Source organism: Caballeronia sp. PC1 (assembly GCF_021353155.1).
Classification (GTDB): domain Bacteria; phylum Pseudomonadota; class Gammaproteobacteria; order Burkholderiales; family Burkholderiaceae; genus Caballeronia; species Caballeronia cordobensis.
The window spans coordinates 407,971-428,066 of sequence record NZ_JAJUBH010000004.1 but is presented as its reverse complement, the minus strand read 5'-3'; the positions used below and the strand labels follow the sequence as shown (position 1 = coordinate 428,066).

Annotated in this window: 21 protein-coding genes and 1 pseudogene; 14 read left to right on the top strand and 8 right to left on the bottom strand. The window is 59.2% G+C overall.

Annotated features, from left to right (window positions below):
- Positions 1 to 95: 95 nt before the first annotated feature.
- Together LY284_RS35295 and LY284_RS35290 are read right to left on the bottom strand one after the other, a co-directional pair.
- On the bottom strand, positions 96 to 701 hold the full coding sequence (locus LY284_RS35295; protein ID WP_014253331.1) for a TIGR00730 family Rossman fold protein: 606 nt from the start codon (positions 699 to 701) through the stop codon (positions 96 to 98).
- On the bottom strand, positions 679 to 1,317 hold the full coding sequence (locus LY284_RS35290) for an FMN-dependent NADH-azoreductase (protein ID WP_041733750.1): 639 nt from the start codon (positions 1,315 to 1,317) through the stop codon (positions 679 to 681). The genes LY284_RS35295 and LY284_RS35290 overlap by 23 nt, the downstream gene beginning before the upstream one ends.
- A gap of 281 nt (positions 1,318 to 1,598) precedes the next feature.
- On the opposite strand from LY284_RS35290, the gene LY284_RS35285 reads away from it, so the two are divergent.
- The 5 genes from LY284_RS35285 to LY284_RS35265 all read left to right on the top strand — a co-directional run bounded on the left by LY284_RS35285 (position 1,599) and on the right by LY284_RS35265 (position 4,882).
- Positions 1,599 to 3,020 (top strand): PLP-dependent aminotransferase family protein, encoded by a 1,422-nt coding sequence (locus tag LY284_RS35285; protein ID WP_014253333.1) that lies wholly within the window; start codon positions 1,599 to 1,601, stop codon positions 3,018 to 3,020.
- A gap of 121 nt (positions 3,021 to 3,141) precedes the next feature.
- Complete coding sequence (locus tag LY284_RS35280; protein ID WP_014253334.1) at positions 3,142 to 3,600, top strand: carboxymuconolactone decarboxylase family protein; 459 nt, start codon at positions 3,142 to 3,144, stop codon at positions 3,598 to 3,600.
- A gap of 30 nt (positions 3,601 to 3,630) precedes the next feature.
- Positions 3,631 to 3,942 (top strand): multidrug efflux SMR transporter, encoded by a 312-nt coding sequence (locus LY284_RS35275; RefSeq protein ID WP_014253335.1) that lies wholly within the window; start codon positions 3,631 to 3,633, stop codon positions 3,940 to 3,942.
- Between the two features lie 184 nt (positions 3,943 to 4,126).
- Entirely contained in the window at positions 4,127 to 4,753 is a 627-nt protein-coding gene (locus LY284_RS35270) for an isochorismatase family cysteine hydrolase (RefSeq protein ID WP_233391764.1), read from the top strand.
- A complete protein-coding gene (locus LY284_RS35265) occupies positions 4,754 to 4,882 on the top strand; it encodes a CGNR zinc finger domain-containing protein (protein WP_081478317.1) in 129 nt (42 codons plus the stop codon).
- A 10-nt stretch (positions 4,883 to 4,892) separates the two neighbouring features.
- Here the strand turns inward: LY284_RS35265 and LY284_RS35260 are convergent, their stop codons facing one another.
- Positions 4,893 to 5,879 carry a GlxA family transcriptional regulator gene (locus LY284_RS35260; RefSeq protein ID WP_014253337.1) on the bottom strand — a complete coding sequence of 329 codons (987 nt, stop codon included), beginning with the start codon at positions 5,877 to 5,879 and terminating at the stop codon, positions 4,893 to 4,895.
- A gap of 144 nt (positions 5,880 to 6,023) precedes the next feature.
- Here LY284_RS35260 and LY284_RS35255 point away from each other — a divergent pair, with 144 nt between their 5' ends.
- From LY284_RS35255 to LY284_RS35245, 3 genes are all read left to right on the top strand, one after another.
- On the top strand, positions 6,024 to 6,665 hold the full coding sequence (locus LY284_RS35255; RefSeq protein WP_233391762.1) for an HD domain-containing protein: 642 nt from the start codon (positions 6,024 to 6,026) through the stop codon (positions 6,663 to 6,665).
- Positions 6,666 to 7,002: 337 nt separating this feature from the next.
- Positions 7,003 to 7,530 (top strand): Tautomerase enzyme, encoded by a 528-nt coding sequence (locus LY284_RS35250; protein ID WP_041733752.1) that lies wholly within the window; start codon positions 7,003 to 7,005, stop codon positions 7,528 to 7,530.
- A 341-nt stretch (positions 7,531 to 7,871) separates the two neighbouring features.
- Positions 7,872 to 8,186 (top strand): cation transporter, encoded by a 315-nt coding sequence (locus LY284_RS35245; protein WP_233391760.1) that lies wholly within the window; start codon positions 7,872 to 7,874, stop codon positions 8,184 to 8,186.
- 233 nt (positions 8,187 to 8,419) lie between these two features.
- Here LY284_RS35245 and LY284_RS35240 read toward each other — a convergent pair whose 3' ends face one another.
- Complete coding sequence (locus tag LY284_RS35240) at positions 8,420 to 9,382, bottom strand: AraC family transcriptional regulator (protein ID WP_309243242.1); 963 nt, start codon at positions 9,380 to 9,382, stop codon at positions 8,420 to 8,422.
- A gap of 101 nt (positions 9,383 to 9,483) precedes the next feature.
- Between LY284_RS35240 and LY284_RS35235 the strand changes: the two genes are divergently transcribed.
- Together LY284_RS35235 and LY284_RS35230 are read left to right on the top strand one after the other, a co-directional pair.
- Positions 9,484 to 10,509: an aldehyde reductase gene (locus tag LY284_RS35235; RefSeq protein ID WP_233391757.1), complete on the top strand. Its 1,026-nt coding sequence runs from the start codon at positions 9,484 to 9,486 to the stop codon at positions 10,507 to 10,509.
- 656 nt (positions 10,510 to 11,165) lie between these two features.
- The gene (locus LY284_RS35230) at positions 11,166 to 12,476 is read left to right on the top strand and encodes an IS256 family transposase (protein ID WP_008345072.1); all 1,311 of its coding nucleotides are present in this window, start codon (positions 11,166 to 11,168) and stop codon (positions 12,474 to 12,476) included.
- A 27-nt stretch (positions 12,477 to 12,503) separates the two neighbouring features.
- On the opposite strand, the gene LY284_RS35225 is transcribed toward LY284_RS35230, so the two are convergent.
- Entirely contained in the window at positions 12,504 to 12,869 is a 366-nt protein-coding gene (locus LY284_RS35225; RefSeq protein ID WP_233391754.1) for a hypothetical protein, read from the bottom strand.
- Between the two features lie 434 nt (positions 12,870 to 13,303).
- Here LY284_RS35225 and LY284_RS35220 point away from each other — a divergent pair, with 434 nt between their 5' ends.
- From LY284_RS35220 to LY284_RS35205, 3 genes are all read left to right on the top strand, one after another.
- Complete coding sequence (locus tag LY284_RS35220) at positions 13,304 to 15,001, top strand: phage integrase family protein (RefSeq protein WP_233391752.1); 1,698 nt, start codon at positions 13,304 to 13,306, stop codon at positions 14,999 to 15,001.
- 321 nt (positions 15,002 to 15,322) lie between these two features.
- On the top strand, positions 15,323 to 15,916 hold the full coding sequence (locus tag LY284_RS35210) for a ParB/Srx family N-terminal domain-containing protein (protein WP_233391747.1): 594 nt from the start codon (positions 15,323 to 15,325) through the stop codon (positions 15,914 to 15,916).
- Positions 15,917 to 15,997: 81 nt separating this feature from the next.
- Positions 15,998 to 16,501 carry a DUF421 domain-containing protein gene (locus tag LY284_RS35205; RefSeq protein WP_233391746.1) on the top strand — a complete coding sequence of 168 codons (504 nt, stop codon included), beginning with the start codon at positions 15,998 to 16,000 and terminating at the stop codon, positions 16,499 to 16,501.
- Positions 16,502 to 16,671: 170 nt separating this feature from the next.
- Here the strand turns inward: LY284_RS35205 and LY284_RS35200 are convergent, their stop codons facing one another.
- Together LY284_RS35200 and LY284_RS35195 are read right to left on the bottom strand one after the other, a co-directional pair.
- A complete protein-coding gene (locus LY284_RS35200) occupies positions 16,672 to 17,451 on the bottom strand; it encodes a glycosyltransferase (protein WP_309243245.1) in 780 nt (259 codons plus the stop codon).
- 353 nt (positions 17,452 to 17,804) lie between these two features.
- A complete protein-coding gene (locus LY284_RS35195) occupies positions 17,805 to 19,100 on the bottom strand; it encodes an IS701 family transposase (protein ID WP_045450144.1) in 1,296 nt (431 codons plus the stop codon).
- 403 nt (positions 19,101 to 19,503) lie between these two features.
- Between LY284_RS35195 and LY284_RS35190 the strand changes: the two genes are divergently transcribed.
- Positions 19,504 to 19,680, top strand: a complete 177-nt coding sequence (locus LY284_RS35190) for a hypothetical protein (RefSeq protein ID WP_233391741.1) — start codon at positions 19,504 to 19,506, stop codon at positions 19,678 to 19,680.
- On the opposite strand, the pseudogene LY284_RS35185 reads toward LY284_RS35190, so the two are convergent.
- A pseudogene (locus tag LY284_RS35185) lies at positions 19,677 to 19,889 on the bottom strand (SDR family oxidoreductase); the annotation flags it as partial. The gene LY284_RS35190 and the pseudogene LY284_RS35185 overlap by 4 nt on opposite strands.
- Positions 19,890 to 20,096 lie beyond the last annotated feature (207 nt).

The following is a 20,096-nucleotide window of genomic DNA, read 5'->3' as shown; positions in this document are numbered from 1 at the left end:
TATAGTTCCTCCGCTTTTAGATCATGCGAGTGCCTCTTCGAGACTAGTAAGCGGCCATCCGACCATATTCATGATGCAGATGACGGTCTCATCAGCTAAATCCATTTGGGCACATCGATACGTGACTGGCGACGCAACGACTCAGTCAACTCGTTTGGGTCGCTATGGATAGCGATGGATTCACGATGTGCGAAGGGCAGAAATCTCTGTTCGACCATGTGATCGATGAAACTCATGAAGGGCATGAAGAAGTTCGCAGTGTTCAACAGACCCAAAGGCTTGTCGATTTCCTGCAACTGGTTCATCGTCCAGACTTCCATAACTTCTTCGATCGTTCCGATTCCTCCGGGCAGTGCAATGAATGCGTCAGCAAGCTCGACCATCCGCTCCTTGCGATTTCTTAGCGTGGATGCGATCTCGCAATGAGTTAGCGCCGAATGCGAATGGCCGCGCCGATGCAGGCTTTCTGTGATGACGCCGTGCACCTGGCCTCCCGCCGATATTGCCGCATCCGCTACGGCACCCATCAATCCTTTGGTCGTCCCGCCATACACTACCTTTATGCCCGCACCTGCCAAGGCCAGGCCGAGCCTGCGTGCGTCCTGCGCGTATCGTTCAGAAGCACCGAAGTTCGAGCCGCAGAAAACGGCGATGGCGTTGATTGTGCGCGACGCCGTTTCAGTCGAGGTTTTCGCTGGCATGCTGAAGCTCAAGAGAGTTGAAATGGGACATGAGCGCTTGATCGGCCACGCGACGGGCGAGTTCCACGGACTCCGCGCGTGCGCCAGTCCCTTCTACTGAGAAGAAGAGCAGATTGTTGAGTCCGATCGACGCCAGAACGGCCTTCAGATAGGGCGTCAGGAAATCCGGCTGATGAGCGTTCGTTCCGGAAAAGCGACCGCCGGACGCTACCGCGATGTACACAGGTCGATCGTGCAGCATACCCTTCTTGCCCGAGGTTCCCATGCTGAACGTCCTTCGGGCACGAACCACATGATCGATCCACGCCTTAAGGGAAGACGGCACGCTGAGATTGTGCATGGGCGTTCCGATGACAACCACGTCCGCCCGCTCAAGCTCCGCGATCAACTGGTCGGACACGGCGGACGACCCCTTTCCGTAGGCTCCCGCATCGTTTGAATGCTGTATGAACGCATAGTCCGCATCGACGTGCGGTAGCGCTCCGTCACCAAGTCTGCGGACGATCAGTTCGGCCTTGGGGCTTCTTTGAAGAAGGATCTCGACGATTTTCCTCGAAAGCCGTCGGCTCTCTGAGGACTCTCCCCGTGCACTGAATGTGAGATGCAGGATGTTCATGTATGTGGTTCCCAAAGTTCCGTTTCAAGGCAGCGGTGCTGTGTTCTTCTGATGCGCCTAGATCGCTTGATGAAGGCGTCGCGTGGGAATACTCTAACAAGGGGATGGTTCAACTGACAGAACCAAAAATCGAGTTGTCGTATAGACCATGATGGCGCCATGGAAATGAGTAGCGGACAATGCCCAAGCGGCAGACCAAACTGCCATTGCTGCGAGCAGCATGACACGCCTTTCGCATGCAATGGTTCAATCCTTTTTTAGACGCGCAGACGCGACCGCTCATGGTCAAATTGAAAAGAACGATTGTTTCACCGCTCGATCCAACCGCGGAGACTCCGCTTTACCGCCAGATCTATGAACGTCTCGTGGCGGTCATCGTCGATGGGACACTAAAGCCCGGCGACCGAATACCCTCCGCGCGTGCCCTGACGACCGAACTGGGTCTGGCCCGGGGCACGGTGAATACTGCGTATGAGCTATTGGCCGCCGAAGGGTATGTCGTCTCGCGAGGTCAGGCTGGAACCATCGTCACGCCCGGCCTCCGAGAACGGATTCCAACCCGGGAAGTGCAGCCAAAGTTGAAGGCCGTGCCAGAAGCCCCCAGCTTCCGACCCGATTCCATCTTGCCTTTCCAGATGGGCTTGCCTGCACTCGACATGTTTCCCCGAAAAATTTGGGCGCGGCTGGGCGCGAACCGGATTCGTGCCATGCAAGCGTTCGACATGATTCACCCGCCGGTGTGTGGCCTAGAAGAGCTTCGCGGGGCTATCGCGACATACCTTCAGGTCGCGCGCGGGATTAAGTGCGCGCCCACACAGGTGTTCGTAACATCAGGCTATCGTCAGTCGATCGAACTCATCTCTCACGCGCTATTCCACGCGGGCGATCAAGTGTGGTACGAAAATCCGGGATACCCGCCGACCCGGCAGTTGATCGGTATGCTCAATCTGAGCGGAGTTCCCATTCCGGTGGACGAAGAAGGAATAGATGTTGCCTGCGGCATTGAACTTGCCCCGCGCGCGCGGGCGGTGATCGTGACTCCCGCCCATCAAAGCCCTTTAAGCGTAACACTTTCGTTGCCCCGCCGTCTGGCCTTGCTGGAATGGGCTGCGCGAAACAAGGGATGGGTCATCGAAGATGACTACGATGGCGAATATCGCTATGTCAGCCGGCCCTTGCCAGCGCTGAAAAGTCTTGATGGAAACGAAAGAGTCCTTTATGCAGGCACCTTCAGCAAGGTGCTGATGCCGAGCCTCCGACTCGCGTATCTGGTCGTCCCCGACACGCTCGTCGAACGCTTCGAGCAGGTCGTTCAAACGCTTGGCACAGGCACGTCCCATTTTGTTCAGGCGATGGTGACATCGTTCATGAGAGAGGGGCACTTTGCACGACATATTCAGCGAATGCGCAGGCTATATGCCGAACGACGCGATGCAACGGTTGCAGGTCTTGAAAGCGCTCTGGGCAACTATGTGGACATCGATGCACAACCTGGTGGGATGCATCTGATCTTGCGTTTGCGTGGTCGCCGGTCGGACCGCCGGCTCGTTGCGAGTATGGGTGAAAACGGCCTGTACGCCGAAGCGCTTTCGGATTGGGGCGAGGGACGGCAAGTCGGATCGGCGCTGCTCGTCGGCTTCACGAACGTTGACAGTCAGGCAACCGCGGCGCAACTCGGCAAGCGAATCCTGGCGCTGATGTGACCGGGTCGACACATACGCCAAGAATCATGGCATAGCGCGGATGCAGGTTCATGGTCCTTTTGAACTGGACCAAGGTGAGACAAGATGAAGCCTCTTTAACGATTGATCAGAGGGGTTCTCCATGACACAACGCATCAACTACAGCAAGGCGTCACCGGACGCGTATCGGGCGTTCGGTGAAGTACATTCGATACTTCAGAAATGCGGCCTTGCGAAGGAGCTGATCAACCTCGTGTACTTGCGTGTCTCGCAGATCAATGGCTGTGCTTTCTGTATCGATATGCACACGCGAGACCTGAAGAAGCTCGGGGTATCGGAGGAAAAGCTCACCCTTCTACAGGTCTGGCACGACGCCGGCACGCTGTACAGCGCGCGCGAGAAAGCAGCGATCGCCTGGGCGGAAGTGGTCACGGATGTGGCGGCAACGCACGCCCCCGATGACGCTTATCAAGCGGCGGCGGCCGAATTCGATGACAAGGAACTCGCCGACCTCACCTATGCGATCAGCCTGATGAACGCTTTCAATCGTCTTGGCATCGCCTTCCGCACCGTTCCCGCCGCAGCTTACGCTAAAGCCTGACATCGCACACCTTGTAAGGAGCTTTCACTGATGGCATGGGTACTACTTAGCCTGGCAGGCGTGCTTGAGATCGCTTTCGCCTTTGCGATGAAGGCCTCAGACGGCTTCACGCGACTGACGCCCGGGCTGCTTACGGTCGCGAGCGGACTGTCGAGCGTGATTCTGCTCTCCGTGGCGCTCCGGACAGTGCCGGTCGGGACCGGCTACGCCGTGTGGACTGGAATCGGGGCGGCGGGTACGGCAATTCTTGGTATCGCTTTGCTCGGAGATTCGGCCGCACCATTGCGGGTGTTTTTCATCCTGCTGATTCTCGGTGGCGTGATCGGACTCAAGTTCGCATAGAAGCAATCGATATTCCCGTGAGGGCCGATCCGACGACGATCTGACCAATTTCTTTGACACAGGTGTTCTCATGACACGTGTAAAAAAGGCAGCAGCCGTACAGATCGCCCGCTAATTCTATTTTCAGCAAGTGCCGGCGTCGCCTCTGGCCGGTTCGGCTCGCAATTCAACAGCGGAGATTTCGATGACCAGCTACGACCCCAAGATCACAGCAGTTCTTTGCGTGGATCTGTACAACGACTTTCTGAGTGACGGAGGCAAGCTATTTCCGTGGATCAAGGACATCGCCGCAGAGAACAACATGATGGAGAACCTTCGGACGATCGTACGAACGGCGCGTACCGCCGGCGTCGCGATTTTTCACGTACCGCACCATCGTTGGGAGTCGGGTGACTACGTGAACTGGAAATATCCGTCGCCTTACCAGCTTGGTGCGGCTGAGCGTCAAGCCTTTGCAAAGGGAACATGGGGCGGTACGTTTCACGATGAATTTCAGGTGCAACCAGGCGACATTGTTGCGACTGAGCACTGGGCATCCAGCGGCTTTCCAAATACCGATCTGGACCAACTGCTTAAAAGGAACTACAAGGAAAAGATCATCCTGATTGGCCTGCTCGCGAACACTTGCCTTGAAGCGACGGGCCGCATCGGCATGGAACTTGGCTATCACATAACTCTTGTTCGGGATGCGACCTCTGCGCGTTCACATGAAGCACTCCACGCTGCGATGGATATTGACGGCCCCACTTACGCCCATGAAGTATTAACAACCAGGGAATTGATCGCTGCCATCACAAGCAATGCGACATGAGTGACTTCTTTTCACCGCGAGCCTGACCGTAAGCGATCGAATCGGCGCCGCTGGTGCAGCACGGCGCTCTGCGGCAACGGGCATACGGTGGCGGCCTATCGCAAGCGCGAGGCCGACGCGTCGTCATAAGACTGCGGCTTCACTGAGCCGGCGTCGCATGTCGCTTGCGATAGTCGGCCGGCGTTACGCCCACCACGCGCATGAATGCTCGGCGCAACGTATCGACGCTTGAAAAGCCGCATTCGGCGGCCACCTGTTTGGGCGCAAGGTCCCCGCTCTCGAGCAGTTCACGCGCCACGGTCACGCGCGCCGCTTCCACCCAGCTCGCAGGCGTCACGCCCACCTCTTCCCGGAACAGCCGCGTCAGGTGACGCGGGCTCACGCCCATGCGCAATGCCAGGCTCGGCACATCATGCTGCTGCCCCGGATGCGCCGCGACCCAACGTTGTAGCTCCTGCAGGGCCGATCGGTTGGCCGCGGCAGGGACCGCGCGGCGTCTGAACTGCCCCTGCCCGCCGGGGCGCTTGAAGTACATCACGAGCTGGCTGGCAACCTTGAGCGCGACGTCCCTGCCCAGGTCTTCCTCAACAAGCGCCAGCGCAAGATCCAGCCCGGTGGTTACGCCGGCTGCCGTGCGCACTTTGCCGTCGCGCACAAGGATCGCGTCGTCATCGACGGTCACCGCGGGAAACAACGACCCCAGCCGGTCCGCCACGGCCCAGTGCGTGGTCACGCGCCGGCCATCGAGCAGGCCGGCCTCGGCCAGCAGGAAAGCGCCGCGGCACACCGAGCCATAACGGCGCGTGCGCGGGGCCATCCGGCGAAGCCAGTCGAGCAGCATCGGTTCCGCCGGCGCGTCGCCGGCGTGCGGCGCACCGGCCACCAGCATCGTATGCAGGCGCGGCAGCGCGGTGGCCCGGCGATCTTCCTCGATGGTTAGGTCCGGTAGCAGCCGCGCGCCCGAAGAGGCACGAATCGCGCCGCGCGTTACGCCCACGACCTGCAGCCGATAGGCCTCGACACCGGACTGGACATTGGCCTCCGCAAATACATCGAGCGGACCCGAAACGTCCAGCAACTGAACGCCTTGGATCGCCACGAGCACAATGATTCGGGGTGGCGACATATCGTTTTCCTATCCTGTTTCCGGGGTAGCCATCGGGTGCTGTTCGAGATCAAGACAATGTCTTATTTCGTCGTATCGTGATGATTGCGGACATGTTAACCGGACTCTTATACTCTGGACAACCCCCTCGACAAAGAGTCAGTCATGAGTATCAGCGTAGGCGGCATCGCCATTCCCGACAGCAAACTTGCCCGCGAGATCACCGATCTCGTGCGCGATACGGAGTCCGATCTGCTGTTCCACCATTCGAGCCGCGTCTATTACTGGGCAGCACTGGCCGGACAGCGCCGTGGCCTGAAGTTCGATTCAGAGCTTCTTTATGCGGGCGCCATGTTCCATGACATGGGCCTGACCGTAAAACACAGCAGTCCGGACAAGCGCTTTGAAGTGGACGGCGCCAATGCGGCTGCCGATTTCTTGCGCAGCCACGGCATTCCGGAACACGACGTGGAACGCGTGTGGATCGCCATTGCGCTGCACGCCACACCGGGTGTGCCCGAGTTCATGCACCCGGTGATCGCGCTGGTCACTGCCGGTGTGGAAATGGATGTACTGGGCATCAAGTACGACGAATACAGCGACGAGGAACGCGAGGTGGTGGTGCGCGCGCATCCGCGTACCGAGCACACCACGGAAGACCTCCTTCAGGCGTTCTACAACGGCGTCAAGCACAAGCCCGACACAGCGTTTGCCAACGTGATGGGCGATGTGATTGCTGACAAGGAACCGCATTTCCACCGCGGCAACTTCTGCAGCGTGGTCCGGTGCTCGCACTGGAAGGGTTGATTAGGTGCGGCGGTGGGGCGTCTGCCGCTCACTGGCGAATCGTGGCAACCAGCGTGGTGCGGCTGACCGGTTTATCCAGCACGAGGTCGATACCGGCGGCGCGGCAATGCTGGACCGGGTCTTTTGCAGGCGAGCATCGCGACTGCATGTCATTGCGTTGAACTGACGCACCACTCACACGGCTTTGTCGTGGCGGTCGGGGAAGTAGTGCAACGACGCGGCTTATATTGATTCGCCGAAAAAGCGCAGATATCGATAGCCTGCTGCTGGCGATGTCTCTGGCAGGCGACTCATCGCGCCAAATTGGTAATGTCAACAATTTTGGAAGGATAGTCCTATGCCGATGATTGACGCCTTCATTCCGGAGGGTGCGCTGAAGCCCGAGGCTGAAGCACGCCTGATGAAAGAGATCACTGAAATTCTCCTCCAGCACGAGGAGGATATTGAGCCTGCTAACGAACTCGCGCAGGCAGTAAGCGTCTGCTTCTTACACCGACCCACTGTGTACGTCGCGGGTGTTCCCGCAAAGACCCCGTGTTATCGTTTTATTACTTCGGTGCCGGAAGGTCAGTACAACGGCGATGCGGTGATGCAGAGTCTTGTTAGGGGAGTGACCGAGGCTGTGGCTCGCGCGGAGGGTGGTGCGTTCGAAGAGGTCAGCCCGAGAGTTTGGGTGTTCCCCAACGAGGTCCCCGAAGGACGCTGGGGTGCGCGCGGTGTTATTCGCCGGCTACACGAGATCCTTGCGTTCATATCTGGGGAAAACGCAAGCCGGGCAGCTAAGGAGCGACTGACCAGTCGGCGTACCGCACGGGCGCTCGAGGTGCTGGCCACGGTACTTCATGCTGCTGGCAGGAACAGCTAAAAGTAGCCTCGCGTTGTCCGTATCGGTCAACTGCAAGCGCGAATTTCAGCACTTGGTCGCGAACCTCGAGGTCGCTCAGAACACGGGAGAAAGACTCCTCGGACCATTTTCTATCGAAATTCACGATCCCGTCCAAGTGCCGACTTTGCGGTGTTGATGACGGGGAAAAGGAACCTTTCTAGCTTTTGCGTCATACTGAACCGCCGTGGCAACCAAGTGTTAAGCGAATAAGGATGACGAAGCGTTCAGTATTCTCGCACGACGTCTCTAGAAATGGAGAAACAAAAGGTTCCCATAGAGATGCGTCAGAACGCGGCATCTAGGCGATCAAGTGGTCGTTTGTGATTCTGGCGATTGCCGCAATCCTTCAGTTGATCGTCGTTTTTACCTCGGTCAGCGTTGCACTCCTCGCTGACACGATTCACAACGTCGGCGATGCGACGACGGCCATTCCATTTTGGACCGCGTTCGTTCTGGTGCGCCGCAAGCCGACTGCGATGTTCAACTTTGGTCTTGGAGGTGTTGAGGATCTTGCGGGGATGCTGATCGTCGTGATTATCCTTATCAGCGCGCTAGTGGCAGGGTATGAGGCGATTGACCGTCTGATTCACCTCAGCGCATTACGCAACTCGTGGCAGTCGCCGTGGCGGGTGTGATCGGCTTCAACTACACGTTCAAAAAAGCCGATGTGCAGATTACGCTCTCCGCCGGGAACCACCTTATTACCACCTAATCAGCGCCGTCCGGGAGCTATGGCAGGCCGATCGTCGACGGCACGTTGAGTGCTGCCATTGGCTGTTTGACTATCAATAGCGGCCGTTCCTATGGTGCTAGCTTGAAGGGCGGCTCGGGGTCGGCTGCCGACAAACGTTTCAACATCGTGCTGCAATCACACCGATGCATGCTCGGCTTTCAGTATGTCGTCGCTCGCACTAAGTGAGCGCGCCGCGTTGCGATATTCCCTCGGCGAGTGTCCGGTCGATCGCTTGAACGCGTTGCTGAACGCGCTTTCCGACGCATAACCGATCGATTCCGCGATGGCCGCCACTGGCGTCGCGCCATCCCGCAACGCGCGCTCCGCGAGACGCATGCGCCACTCGGTGAGGTAGGTCAGAGCGGGCATGCCCGCCGTCGTTCTGAAGCGCAGCGCGAACGTGGTGCGCGACATCGCGCAGGCGTCGGCAAGTTCTTCGAGTCGCCAATTGCGGGCGGGTTCGCCGTGCATCAAGGCCAGAGCGGGCGCGAGACGCCGGTCGCTCATCGCGCGGAACCAACCGGCGGACAGCACCGCGTCGGTCTCCATGTGCGCGCGCAGAATCTGGATGAACAGCAGTTGCGCCAGATGCGCGGTCGCTAGCTGTGCGCCGGGTTGTGTATCGGCGCGCTCCGCGACGAGTTCGGCGAGCAGCCATCGGAACGCGGTGGCATGCGTGCGCGACGCATCGATCCTGATCCACGGCGGCAGGACATTCGCGAGCATCTGGCCGCTCGCCGCGTCCAGCAGAACGTGTCCGCCGATATACGCGAAATCCCGTCCATTGCCGATCCGCACGGGCGACTTCCCGGCACCGGAGAAGAGGCTCATTGCATCGACCGGAACGAGACCTGGCTCGCTCGACACGACGAAAGGCCGCGCCAAAGTCATCAGCCCGACATCGCCTTCGGCGAAACGGATGGAATCGGCTTCGCCGTCGATGTTCACCCAGCAATGGCCCCGCGCAATGGCAAAGAACTTGATCTTGGTGGGCGCCGGAAAGCGGATCGCCCACGGGCCGCCCGCGGAAAAACCACCCGTCACGAGAGACTGGGCGCAGGTCAGCCTGAGGATGTCGGACAAGGGATCGACGTTCATTTTTCGTACTATCGCGCAACTAAGCCGTACTTTCAAGCATTCTGCGTACGGCCACGCGCAGTTAATCTGACCGCACTACATCACGCGGAAGGAACGATTTCATGAGCGGCGAATTAGTTTTGGTCACCGGCGGCACCGGCTTCATTGCGCAGCATTGCATCCTGGCGCTGCTTGAACGCGACTTTCGCGTGCGGACGACGGTTCGGTCGCTTGCGCGGGAAAAGGACGTGCGCGCGCAGTTGCGTGTCGGCGGCAACATGGCGGACGAGCGTCTGTCATTCGTCGAGGCCGATCTTTCGGACGGCGCCGGCTGGCATGACGCGATGTCGGGCTGCGTCTACGTGATGCATGGCGCATCGCCCACGCCGTCGGGCGATCAGGTCACCGAAGACGATTGGGTCCGGCCCGCCGTCGAAGGCAATCTGCGCGTGCTGCGCGCCGCGCGCGATGCGGGCGTGAAGCGCGTTGTGCTGACGTCCGCATTCGGCGCGATCGGCGTGGGGCATCCGCCTGGATACAGGCGTCCCTTCGATGAAACGGACTGGAGCGATCTGACGGGCGATGTCGCGCCGTATCAGAAATCGAAGACGCTGTCGGAGCGGGCCGCCTGGGACTTCGTTGCGCGCGAGGGTGGCGGGCTGGAATTGTCGGCGGTGAATCCCGTGGCGGTGCTCGGCCCGGTGCTGGGCGCGGATTTCTCGCATTCCACGCGAATCATCAAGAGCCTGCTGGACGGGCAGCCCGGATGCGTGAACATCAACTCGTGCTTCGTCGATGTCCGCGACGTCGCCGATCTGCATCTGCTGGTAATGACCGATCCCGCCGCCAATGGCGAGCGCTTTCTCGCGACGGCGGGCGCTAGCGTGCGGATGATCGAGGTCGCAAGCGTGCTGCGCGGCAGGCTCGGCGCGGTGGCGGACAAAGTGCCCACCAACGTCTGGCCGGACGAGGAGGTTCGCAAGCATCCCGGCATGAAGTCGGTCGCGCCCTTGCTCGGCATCGACATGAACGCGACGAGCGCCAAGGCTATCCGCCTGCTCGGCTGGAAACCGCGTTCGAGCGAGGAAGCCATCATCGCGAGTGCGGAGAGCTTTCTAAGGCTCGGCTTGATCAACGGGCATGCGTAAAAGCGGATCGCGAGCGGTGTCTCGCTCGCGATGCGGACCGACAAGCCGGGCGCACGCCTGGTCGACCTTGATATCTGCTGGGGCAGGTAGGTTAGATCCAGTTCGGTTTCTGTACGCTTTTTGCCGTCGTGGCCGCTACGACACGACTCAGATATTGCGAACAAGCGCCGGCTTTTGAACGAGCGAAGAGCGCTGTGGGTTGAGCAGGAGGCGATCGCGTCAGACAGTAGTCGGCCGACAGCGGTCAATAGGGCCGGTTTGGAGATTGTCGTCCCCGATGCACTCACGAAGTTCGACTAACCGAGAGGATCGCGACGCCAAACCTGCCCGATCGAGCACGGACGAGGGCGGGCCGAGCATATCCGTCGGCCTCGTCGAAGAGCGATACCGAGCGGCAAAATGAGATCTTTCGATCCGCGAAGGGATCCTCCCATGCGAGCGCATTTGGCCAGCCCTTGAGGCCGGCTTTCAACGCCGAAACTCGATACACTTGATCATTTTGCGACGTAAGGTCGACGATAACGCTCTGAATGCCGAAGCTGGGCAATGTCCCGGGCGTAGTTGAAGGTTGAAGGCGGCGGTTCCCCGTTGGAAATCCGAGAGAATCGGGTTTCGACGACCAACTTCCCGGACAGGGAACCAAGGAGAACCGCCAAATGAAGCGTACCAAGAAGAAGCCCCAAAGCGCCAGCGCGCCGTTGCACGTGGTGCCCAAGCAGGACCCGGAAGGACTGCGTGCCTGTTTTGCCGAGAACAGTCAGCTCCTGTTGCCCATGCTCGATCTGATTCAGAACACCCGCGCGAGCATCGACGAGTTGATGCACGAAGCCGGCCGTAGCCTTGTCGAGCAACTGCTGGTGATCTCGGCGACGGAAGTCGCCGGCGAGAAGCATCCGGGCCGCAGAGGCGGCGAGATCCGCTGGCACGGCTCGCAGCAAGGCCAGATTGTGATGGACGAACGCAAGTTGAACGTGAAGCGGCCGCGCCTTCGGCGTCGTGGCGGCGGCGAAGTGCCGGTCCCCGCCTACGAGCAATTGAACGAGAATCCGCGGCTCGCCGAGCGCGTGCACGAGATCATGGTCACGGGCGTGTCGACGCGCAAATATGCCAAGGTCCTGCCCGAGATGGCCGGCACCGTTGGCATCTCCAAGAGCAGCGTCTCGCGCGAGTTCATCAAGGCCAGCCAGACGGCGCTCACCGAGCTGATGGGGCGGCGCTTCGATGACAAGGACTTTCTGGCGATCTACCTTGACGGCATCATCGTCGACTCACGTCACATCATCGCCGCTATCGGCGTGGACAGCCCCGGCGAGAAACACCTCCTGGGTCTCGCGAGCGGGTCGAGTGAGAACGCCCAGGTCGTCAAGGATCTGTTGCGCGGACTGATCGAGCGCGGCGTGCCTGCGGATCGCGAATACCTGTTCGTGATCGATGGTTCCAAAGCGCTGCGCTCGGCCATCGAGGAGTTCTTCGGCGAACGCGCCCACGTGCAGCGCTGCCGTGTGCACAAGCAGCGCAACGTCCTCGAGCGCCTGCCCAAGGAGAGCGTTTCGCAAACCGCCGCGATCATGAAGGCCGCCTACAAGTTGTCGACCGACGATGGCATCGCCAAGCTCAAGACGCACGCGGCGTGGCTCAAGGCCGACTATCCGGACGCCTCGGCCGCACTGCTCGAGGGGCTGGAGGAAACTTTCACGGTGAACAAGCTGGGCCTGACGCCGGCGCTCATGCGCGGGCTGTCGACGACCAACATCATCGAGAATCCCAACGGCGCGGTGCGCCGTGTCGCGGGGCGCGTGAAGCGCTATCGCGACGCCGACATGGCGTTGCGCTGGACAGCCGCGGGCTTCCTGGAAGCTGAGAAGCACTTCCGAAAAATCCTCGGCGTGAATGAACTCTGGATTCTCGCTGCGGCCTTGAAACGGTCACGCTCGAAATCAATTGACCATGATCGGAAGGTTGCCTAACCTATGCCGCACCCGCCGTCCCAACCTTCAACTGTCTTCGGGACATCGCCCGAAGCTGAATACCCATAGCGACGCAGCGTTGACATAGGCCACGAGTATCAAACCGAGTACTAAACCCGCTACCAGCTTGACGTAGGAACGGGGCTTCCATCCTCGGCGATGCAACTTCGACCAATGCCGTATCACAGCGAATACACCGACCATGACGGTAAGCGCGGCAGCCCCCAAGGCCGGCGTCAACGGATATCTTTTCGATATCAACAGTTCGTTTGCGTAAGCTGCAGACTCGAAAAATATTGCCAGTGCCGTGCCAGCGACGAGCAGCGCGGATACAAGCATGACAACAGCACCAACAATTTTCGACAAGGAAGTCCCCGGGTCTTCTGCGCTCATGCTAACGAGCGGTCGGTTTGGCGGCCTGACACCCCCACAGGGTTCATGCGTAGAGATGGCATTTCCACAACTGAACGGCCGTTTTGGGAATTTCTGAAGGGCTGGTTTGGGTCCGTGAGCACTCGTTCGCACACCCGGTTCCAAACATCCGCTCCTTTCGGGTCTGCGACCGCGAGGACACATATCGCACGGTCCATGATCAGCAACGGCCCAACGAACTTTGATATCGCCTGATGCAGATAAACCGTAACCTTCGAAGCTGTTACATGGCGGTCTGACGCTCAGACAAGGTTCGGCGCGCAGCAGTTTTCGCAGGGCGAGCGGCTATTGTAATAAGATCGATTATCAGAATAGACCTGTTAGCGATGCGGGTTGGGCAATGGTAGCGACCGTGCCATAGTCTCGTGAACAGCTGCTCGCGTCGGGAGGCCAACGTGAAGCATTCGTCTCGAATCGATCTGCAGGGACAAGCGTATGTCGGGTTTCCCGATCACGCGTCCCTCGCAGCACTGCGCGCGTGGTACGAGGGCCTTTCAGCCCGTGTGGCCGTCGAGCGTTATTTATCGCACAGGCGAGTTCAAGCGCAGTCCGCACGCGGCATGCTGGGTCGTATCCGGTGCCGCTTGATCGACATTGCTGAATTGAACGGACGAGACGATCTGGCCGCTGTTCTCGTCGATCGAAGTGCAGATCGCACTCGGTCGGGGATGCGGATTCATCGCGTGATCGAAGCATTGCGGGAACTTCATGACCGCGAGCCTCGCATCAACGATGACATCGCCTTCTGGCTGCCGCCACGAGCGAATCGGGCGCTCAAGAGCCAGGGCATCACGACGCTCGCTGAACTGACGCTGCGGGTTCCTCGCCGTCATCGCTGGTGGACCGACATCGACGGTATCGGCGCAGCGTTGGCACGCGAAATAGAGGCGCTCTTTTTGCGTCATCCGTCGCTGAACGAATCGGCGCGTCGACTGATGGAACGGTTCCAGCCGAGTAGCCGTGTCATTTGGCGTCAGATCACGTCTTCCCGTAGCCGAGACGGTTCGAGAGGGAAATATCGCGCTCCGAAGGCAAGGTGCATGCTGAATGTCACCACCGATAGGCAAGCGATCGAAGCATGGCTGACGCTGCATGAGACGGACGCTACGTCGAGGGCCTATCGCAAAGAAGCTGAACGGCTCCTACTTTGGGCAAATCTCGAACGCAAGCGCGCGCTATCATCATTGAACACCAGTGACGCCATTGCCTACAGGACGTTTCTGCGCTCTCCGCAACCACGAGATCGATGGGTCGGTCCACGGCAAACCCGTCTGTCAGAAGGGTGGAGCCCATTCTTCGGGCGGTTGCGTCCTTCATCTGTCGCCTATGCATTGTCGGTGCTCTCGGCAATGTTCCGGTGGCTTGTCGAGCAGCAGTACGTGGTCGCGAATCCGTTTGCTAGTGTGAGCGCTGAAACCTTGCGATCCAATAGGCCGGTACAGATTCGATCACTTCAAGACGACGAGTGGCGATTCGCTAGGCAGATCGCCGACGATTTATCGACGCAATACGGGTGGTCGGCGCAAGCCGCCCAGCGGCTTCGCTTCATTCTTGACTTCGAACTCGCAACCGGGCTACGCGCGAACGAACTAATCCAGGCACGAGTCGGAGACGTGTTCTTCGGCGATGCCGCCGACATTTGGTTGCGTTTGATAGGGAAGGGGCGACGCGCTGCCAGAGTCGCGGTGCCGCCGCTTGGGATGCAAGCACTTCAAATTTATCTTCAGCAGCGAGGCCTACCCGCGGACCCACGCCGCTGTAATCGGAACCTCCCTCTTGTGCCCGCACTCGGCAACAGTCAATCAGTGGGCGTTTCCGGGACACGCCTGCGCGCGGTGCTGAAGCGATTCTTTCGCCTTGTCGCCAATCAGATTCAGACGGCCGACTCCTCTGTCGCCCACAAGCTCGAACATGCAAGTCCGCATTGGCTCCGACACACGCACGCGACGTTCGCCTTGGCGCGCGGCGTAGAACTGCGCAACGTTCGTGATAACCTCCGGCATGCCTCCATCGCCACCACCTCGCAATACGTTCACGGCGACGAGGTCCTTCGGATGCAACAGCTCGGCGCCGCATTTGGCACGGATCTATAGTGGTTTCCCGGGATCCTGTTTTTTGACTGGACAGACACGCGTTCCGCATAAAGGTTGATCGATTCTTGGATTAATACAACCAATTCTTCACGATCAGCGGACCGCACCCAGAAATCGGCAAGGCGGCGGTTTCCATCGATCAGAACATGTCCAGGTCGCTCGCAGAAGCAGATCACTTTCGGGTTGCCTTGAGCAGCAGCCATTATTCGAGCAACGCACGCCGGTAGAACGCGACGCAACGGGCAAGTTTGGGGCTGACGGCTTCGAGGCGATGTGCGGCATCGCGTATCCCTCGCCTACAGGCACAGACTGGAGAAGAGAATGAAGACGCTAAGAATCGACCAGCTCCGACCGACTCAGATGACGCATGGCCTGCGCGAAGTCCGCCAAAAAATCAAAGTCTACAGAAAGCTAAAAGGTCACGACTTGGAAATGGCTATCGCGGAGAAGCCCGTTCCGATCGTGTACGGACCAGATGAAGCACCGTACGTCATCGATCACCACCACGTCGCCGCCGCTCTTTGGCAGGCGAAAGTAAAGCGTGTGCCGGTCGTTCTCTTCAAAGATCTCTCGAACCTCTCGATGACGGAGTTCTGGCTCACGTTGGAAAACAATCGCTGGACTTACCCATACAACGCCCTGGGCCAGCGGGTGACGTTTTTGGATATGCCACAACACGTTTGGGATCTTGAGGACGATGAATTTCGTAGCCTATCTGCGTCGGTGCGTGACGCAGGAGGCTACGAGAAAACCTCGGTTCCTCTTGAGGAATTCCGATGGGCCGATTTTTTTCGACGTCACCTTCCGTCACCGCACAGCGATGCAGAGTTCGATTCGCTTATCAAAATGGCGGTCGAACTGGCGAAGAGCAGAGCCGCCTTGGGACTTCCCGGTTATCTGGGGCCGACTGACTGATCGGTTGCTTGGTTACGTTAAGGGCTGACCCAGATCCGCGATCGAACACGCTTTAGCCGCGCTTGCCGGAGGGGAGAAAAGATGGATATGCTGCTAACCATATTTGGCGAAGGACGAGATCTCGACTCCCTTCAAATGTCCGCGCGTGCCGTTGCGGTCTTCTTCAGCGGTCTGGTTTTCATTCGTATTGCCGGACGGCGTTCGTTTGGACAGCGCTCGCCGTTCGACTACGTCGTCGCAATCTTATTGGGCGCGACGTTGAGCCGCGTCATCGTTGGTGCTTCACCCGCCATACCAACGGTGGCGGCTTCCTTCGTGATTGTTTTGGTCCACCGTATCCTCGCCTGGGCGTGCGTTTATTCGCCAAAGCTGGAGAGGCTCATTGTCGGAGCAGAGAGGGAAGTTTTCAGAGGTGACAAGTTCAACGATAGACAAATGTCGGCTGCGCTCATCACGAAGACCGATGTGTTCGAGACAGCGAGACAAGAACTGCATACAAGCGGACTTGAAGATGTCGAAACGGCCATTCTCGAACGCAATGGACAAGTGAGCCTCATACGCAAGTCGGAGAAGGCCGGCGTATAAGAAACGTGCGAGTCGACAGCTTCTTAATGACTTTTATGGTGTCGCTCCCGGGCATAGCACGGGGCCGTCGCTCTAACACGGACGGGGGCCATAAGATCGTGTTTTTTCCGATTAGATCGAGGCGAATCCCTATGATTGGCCGATATCGACGGCGCCAATCCTACTGTTGGCTACAGCGCCGCCTGTGTCGGGCTCAGCGGCGAGTTGCTTTCGTGCTCATCGCGCTGACGCGAGCTAGGGACCGGTGCCCACGCCTCTAAAGCGTCATGATGAGCTACGACGGGTGCGATGTCACCGAGCCGCAGCGATACGGCTCGCAACGTCGCGCCGAAACCCCGAGGCGCCCGGGAGTCGAGGCGTGCGCTGGTCACCACCATGACTGAATTGCTCGAAGCGATCGTGGCATTCGTCGCGACAAGCGCATCGACGAGCGCTACATCTTCGTTAAAGGCTAATGATTGGAAGCCGCCAGCCTTCGTATAGGCCTCGACCGAGCAACCCAGATTCGCGCCGTGTATGTGGCGGTGACCGTCGATGTCCCTATAATTGTTGTAGAAATCGGTGCGCACGTCTTCAGCGTGCTCTGTCCAGTCTACGACATTGATTACGCCACATACCGCGTCCGCGTCGCACCGAAGCTGCGCGCTCAGCCAATTCGGCGGGACTGTCGTGTCAGCGTCGGTGAACGCGAGCCAACGAGCGCCGTGAGCGATAGCCAACTCTGCCCCGAACGCTCGCGCACTGCCAACGTTGCGCTTGAAGACACTCATCACGAACGCACCTGCCGCCGAGGCGAATGCCTCTGTGTGGTCCATGCAAGCATCCGCTACGGCTATCACCAACACCCTTTCTCCCTTCAGTTGCGGATGCGCCGAGGCTGCGCGTACTGAACGTACACATGCGCCGATGACATCAGCCTCGTTATGAGCCGGGATAATCACGCTAATCATGTTGTTCAAGCACCAGCTAAAGAGTTTGATATCGGTCGGTGGCTGCTCATCGAACGCTACCCCTGCGCCAGCTAACTCTGCGCGACAGCCAGCCAGCCAGCTTTCAGCGCTAACGCAAACCCCGTACCTGAATTACTTCCCTATGAAGGCGCGCCGAGCGTGACGCGCAGTGGTCCGCCTAGCCTGATGTTATCGGACTGGCGCATTACGTACGTACTGCGCAGTGTCGGCGCCGCGCTGCGTTTTAGTCTTACTGTGTCATAAAATGTGTCGACGCAGAACTGCAGAATGGGCATCGCTGGAGCCGCTTAGCGACGTGCGCAGCGATGCACCAGCGCAGCGTGGCGATCGAGTCAGTCACGTGGCGCTGCGCGCGCTGGGGAGCCGCGTGGCACGTAGTCCGAGGGTAAGCCAGATGTGTCGCGGATCGCAGCGTTTTTTTTACCGCTTCCCTGAATGAGGCGCTGAGCAACGAGGAAGCCGTATGCGGCAATGCATAGCGATGCATGGTGATGAAACCCGCGCCAGCCGCGCCCCTCAAAGTGCCCGAGGCCAAATTCCTGCTTCAGGTCCTGGTAATCACGCTCGATGCGCCAACGCATTTTTGCAACCTGAACGAGGCGGTCCACAGGCGTGCCTGCGGCCAGCGTCGAGAGCCAGTATTTGATTGGCTCGGGCTCGCCATCGGGCCATTCAACCAGCAGCCATTCCTCGTCGCGCGGCGTGGGCCGCCAGTAATCGCGGTGTGAGGCGCGCACCCGCACCGCTGCGAATCGCGAACTGAGCGTAGCGCGCGTGCCTTCACGCCACGAAACCGTACGATAGCGGGAAGCGTCAAGCCCGACGGCCAACTCCTTGACCGATGCCGGTTCATGCCGCGGTACACGGCGCTGCAGACTTCTCGGTCGGCCAGGCTTGCCGCTGGATGGCTCGGCAGGCAGCGGCGCAGTGCCTGGCGCCCATACACGGGTGCTCGATTGGATACCCACCGCATATTGCAAGCCGATTTCGCTGAGGGCATCGCGAAACGCAGTGTCGTTTCCGTATCCTGCATCGGCCAGTACGACACCGTCCGGTGCACCGCTTTGCCGGGCCTCGCGCAACTGCGCGAGTGCGATCTGCGGCTTGGTCGCAAACCCGATCTCATCGGGCACGCCAGCCTGCGCCCGCCGTGGCGGATCGTCGGCCCATTCCTGTGGCAGATAAAGCTGATAAGCCACCGGCAGGCTTGCCTCTTCGGTGGCCACCGACAGGCTCACGGCCACCTGGCAGTTATCCTGTTTGCCCAGTTGCCCACAATATTGCCGCGCCACCCCAACTGAATGCTTCCCCTTCTTCGGGAAGCCCGTGTCGTCAATGATCCAGTAAAGGCCCTTTGTCGGATCCATGTGCGGCAGCACCCAGCGACGCACTTGTTCGAGTAACGCGGCGTCAGACCATTCCGACTTCGACACGAAGTGATGAAGTGATTGGTGCCGCGCACTCACGCGCTGAGGTTCCAGATGTGCTGCCAGCGGCTCCACGCTCTTGCGCCGGATCGGCAGCATCAAGCCTTGGCAATAGCCAATCAACCCGGAGTGGCGATCGCTATGTCTGACTGCCTCACATAGATGTTCCAAATACTCGTCGAACGACGTCTCCCAGTCCATCACTTCCTCATGCAAAGGATGAAGAAGCTCCTATAATGCCATGTGTTTATGACACAGTAAGATTAGGGCTCGAGGATTACCTTGAGGCAGCGGTCTTCCTGAGCGCGAACGAATTTGTATTCGACGAGTGTCTTCGCGACGCGTGCGGTGGGTGAACACGAATCGATCTAGATGATCAACGGTTGCTATATTCAACGACAAGAAGGTTGGATCAGAGTACTGAACTTTATGCGGACGAGTTCTGCCGGCTCTTTGGCGCAACGCGAAAGGGGAGGAGTTGCCGGCCCCCGGATCGCAAATCCGCCATCCGGATCCGCGCACGCATCCGGATTGTTCGATATCGATTTCGAGAGTTCGAAGCGGAACGACGTATCTCGGCAGCCGCTCAGCCAGGTGGCTTCGCATGGGAACTGATGCTGACGCGCTGGCGAATCTCTTGCAATTTCGTTGTTGGATGCTTGCGCAATCCGCGCTGAGGGATGACTACGACATGAGCGATGGCGGTGCCTGGATTGATGATCTCGCCACGCAACACGTGCGAGGCGAAATGATCAATCAAGTCGATGATGCTGCGCGTTAGATGATGGGCTTGCCGCCCGTCACGGCGACGGTTGCGCCCGAAATGTAGCTTGCTTCGTCCGATGCCAGCATCACATAGGCGGCGGCGAGTTCGGCGGGCTGGCCGGGGGGGGTCATCGGCGTTTGCATGCCGAAGTTTTCGACGCTCGACGGCGGCATCGTCGACAGAATAAGCGGCGTCCAGATCGGTCCCGGCGCCACGCAGTTCGCGAGCGAACACCTCGCGACTGTCCGCAAGTCTCCCGTGGGCCGAAGCCTGCCGGGTATATGCCTTTCTTTACTCCTCCATAATTGGGGCAAACGGCCGCGCACGGAACCCTTCGTCACGGAATACTATAACCGGTGCGAAAACGCGGTCGCGCCATCCTTGCAAAGTCAAGAACTCGCGGTAAGTGTTGCTCCGCGCCAAATGACGCG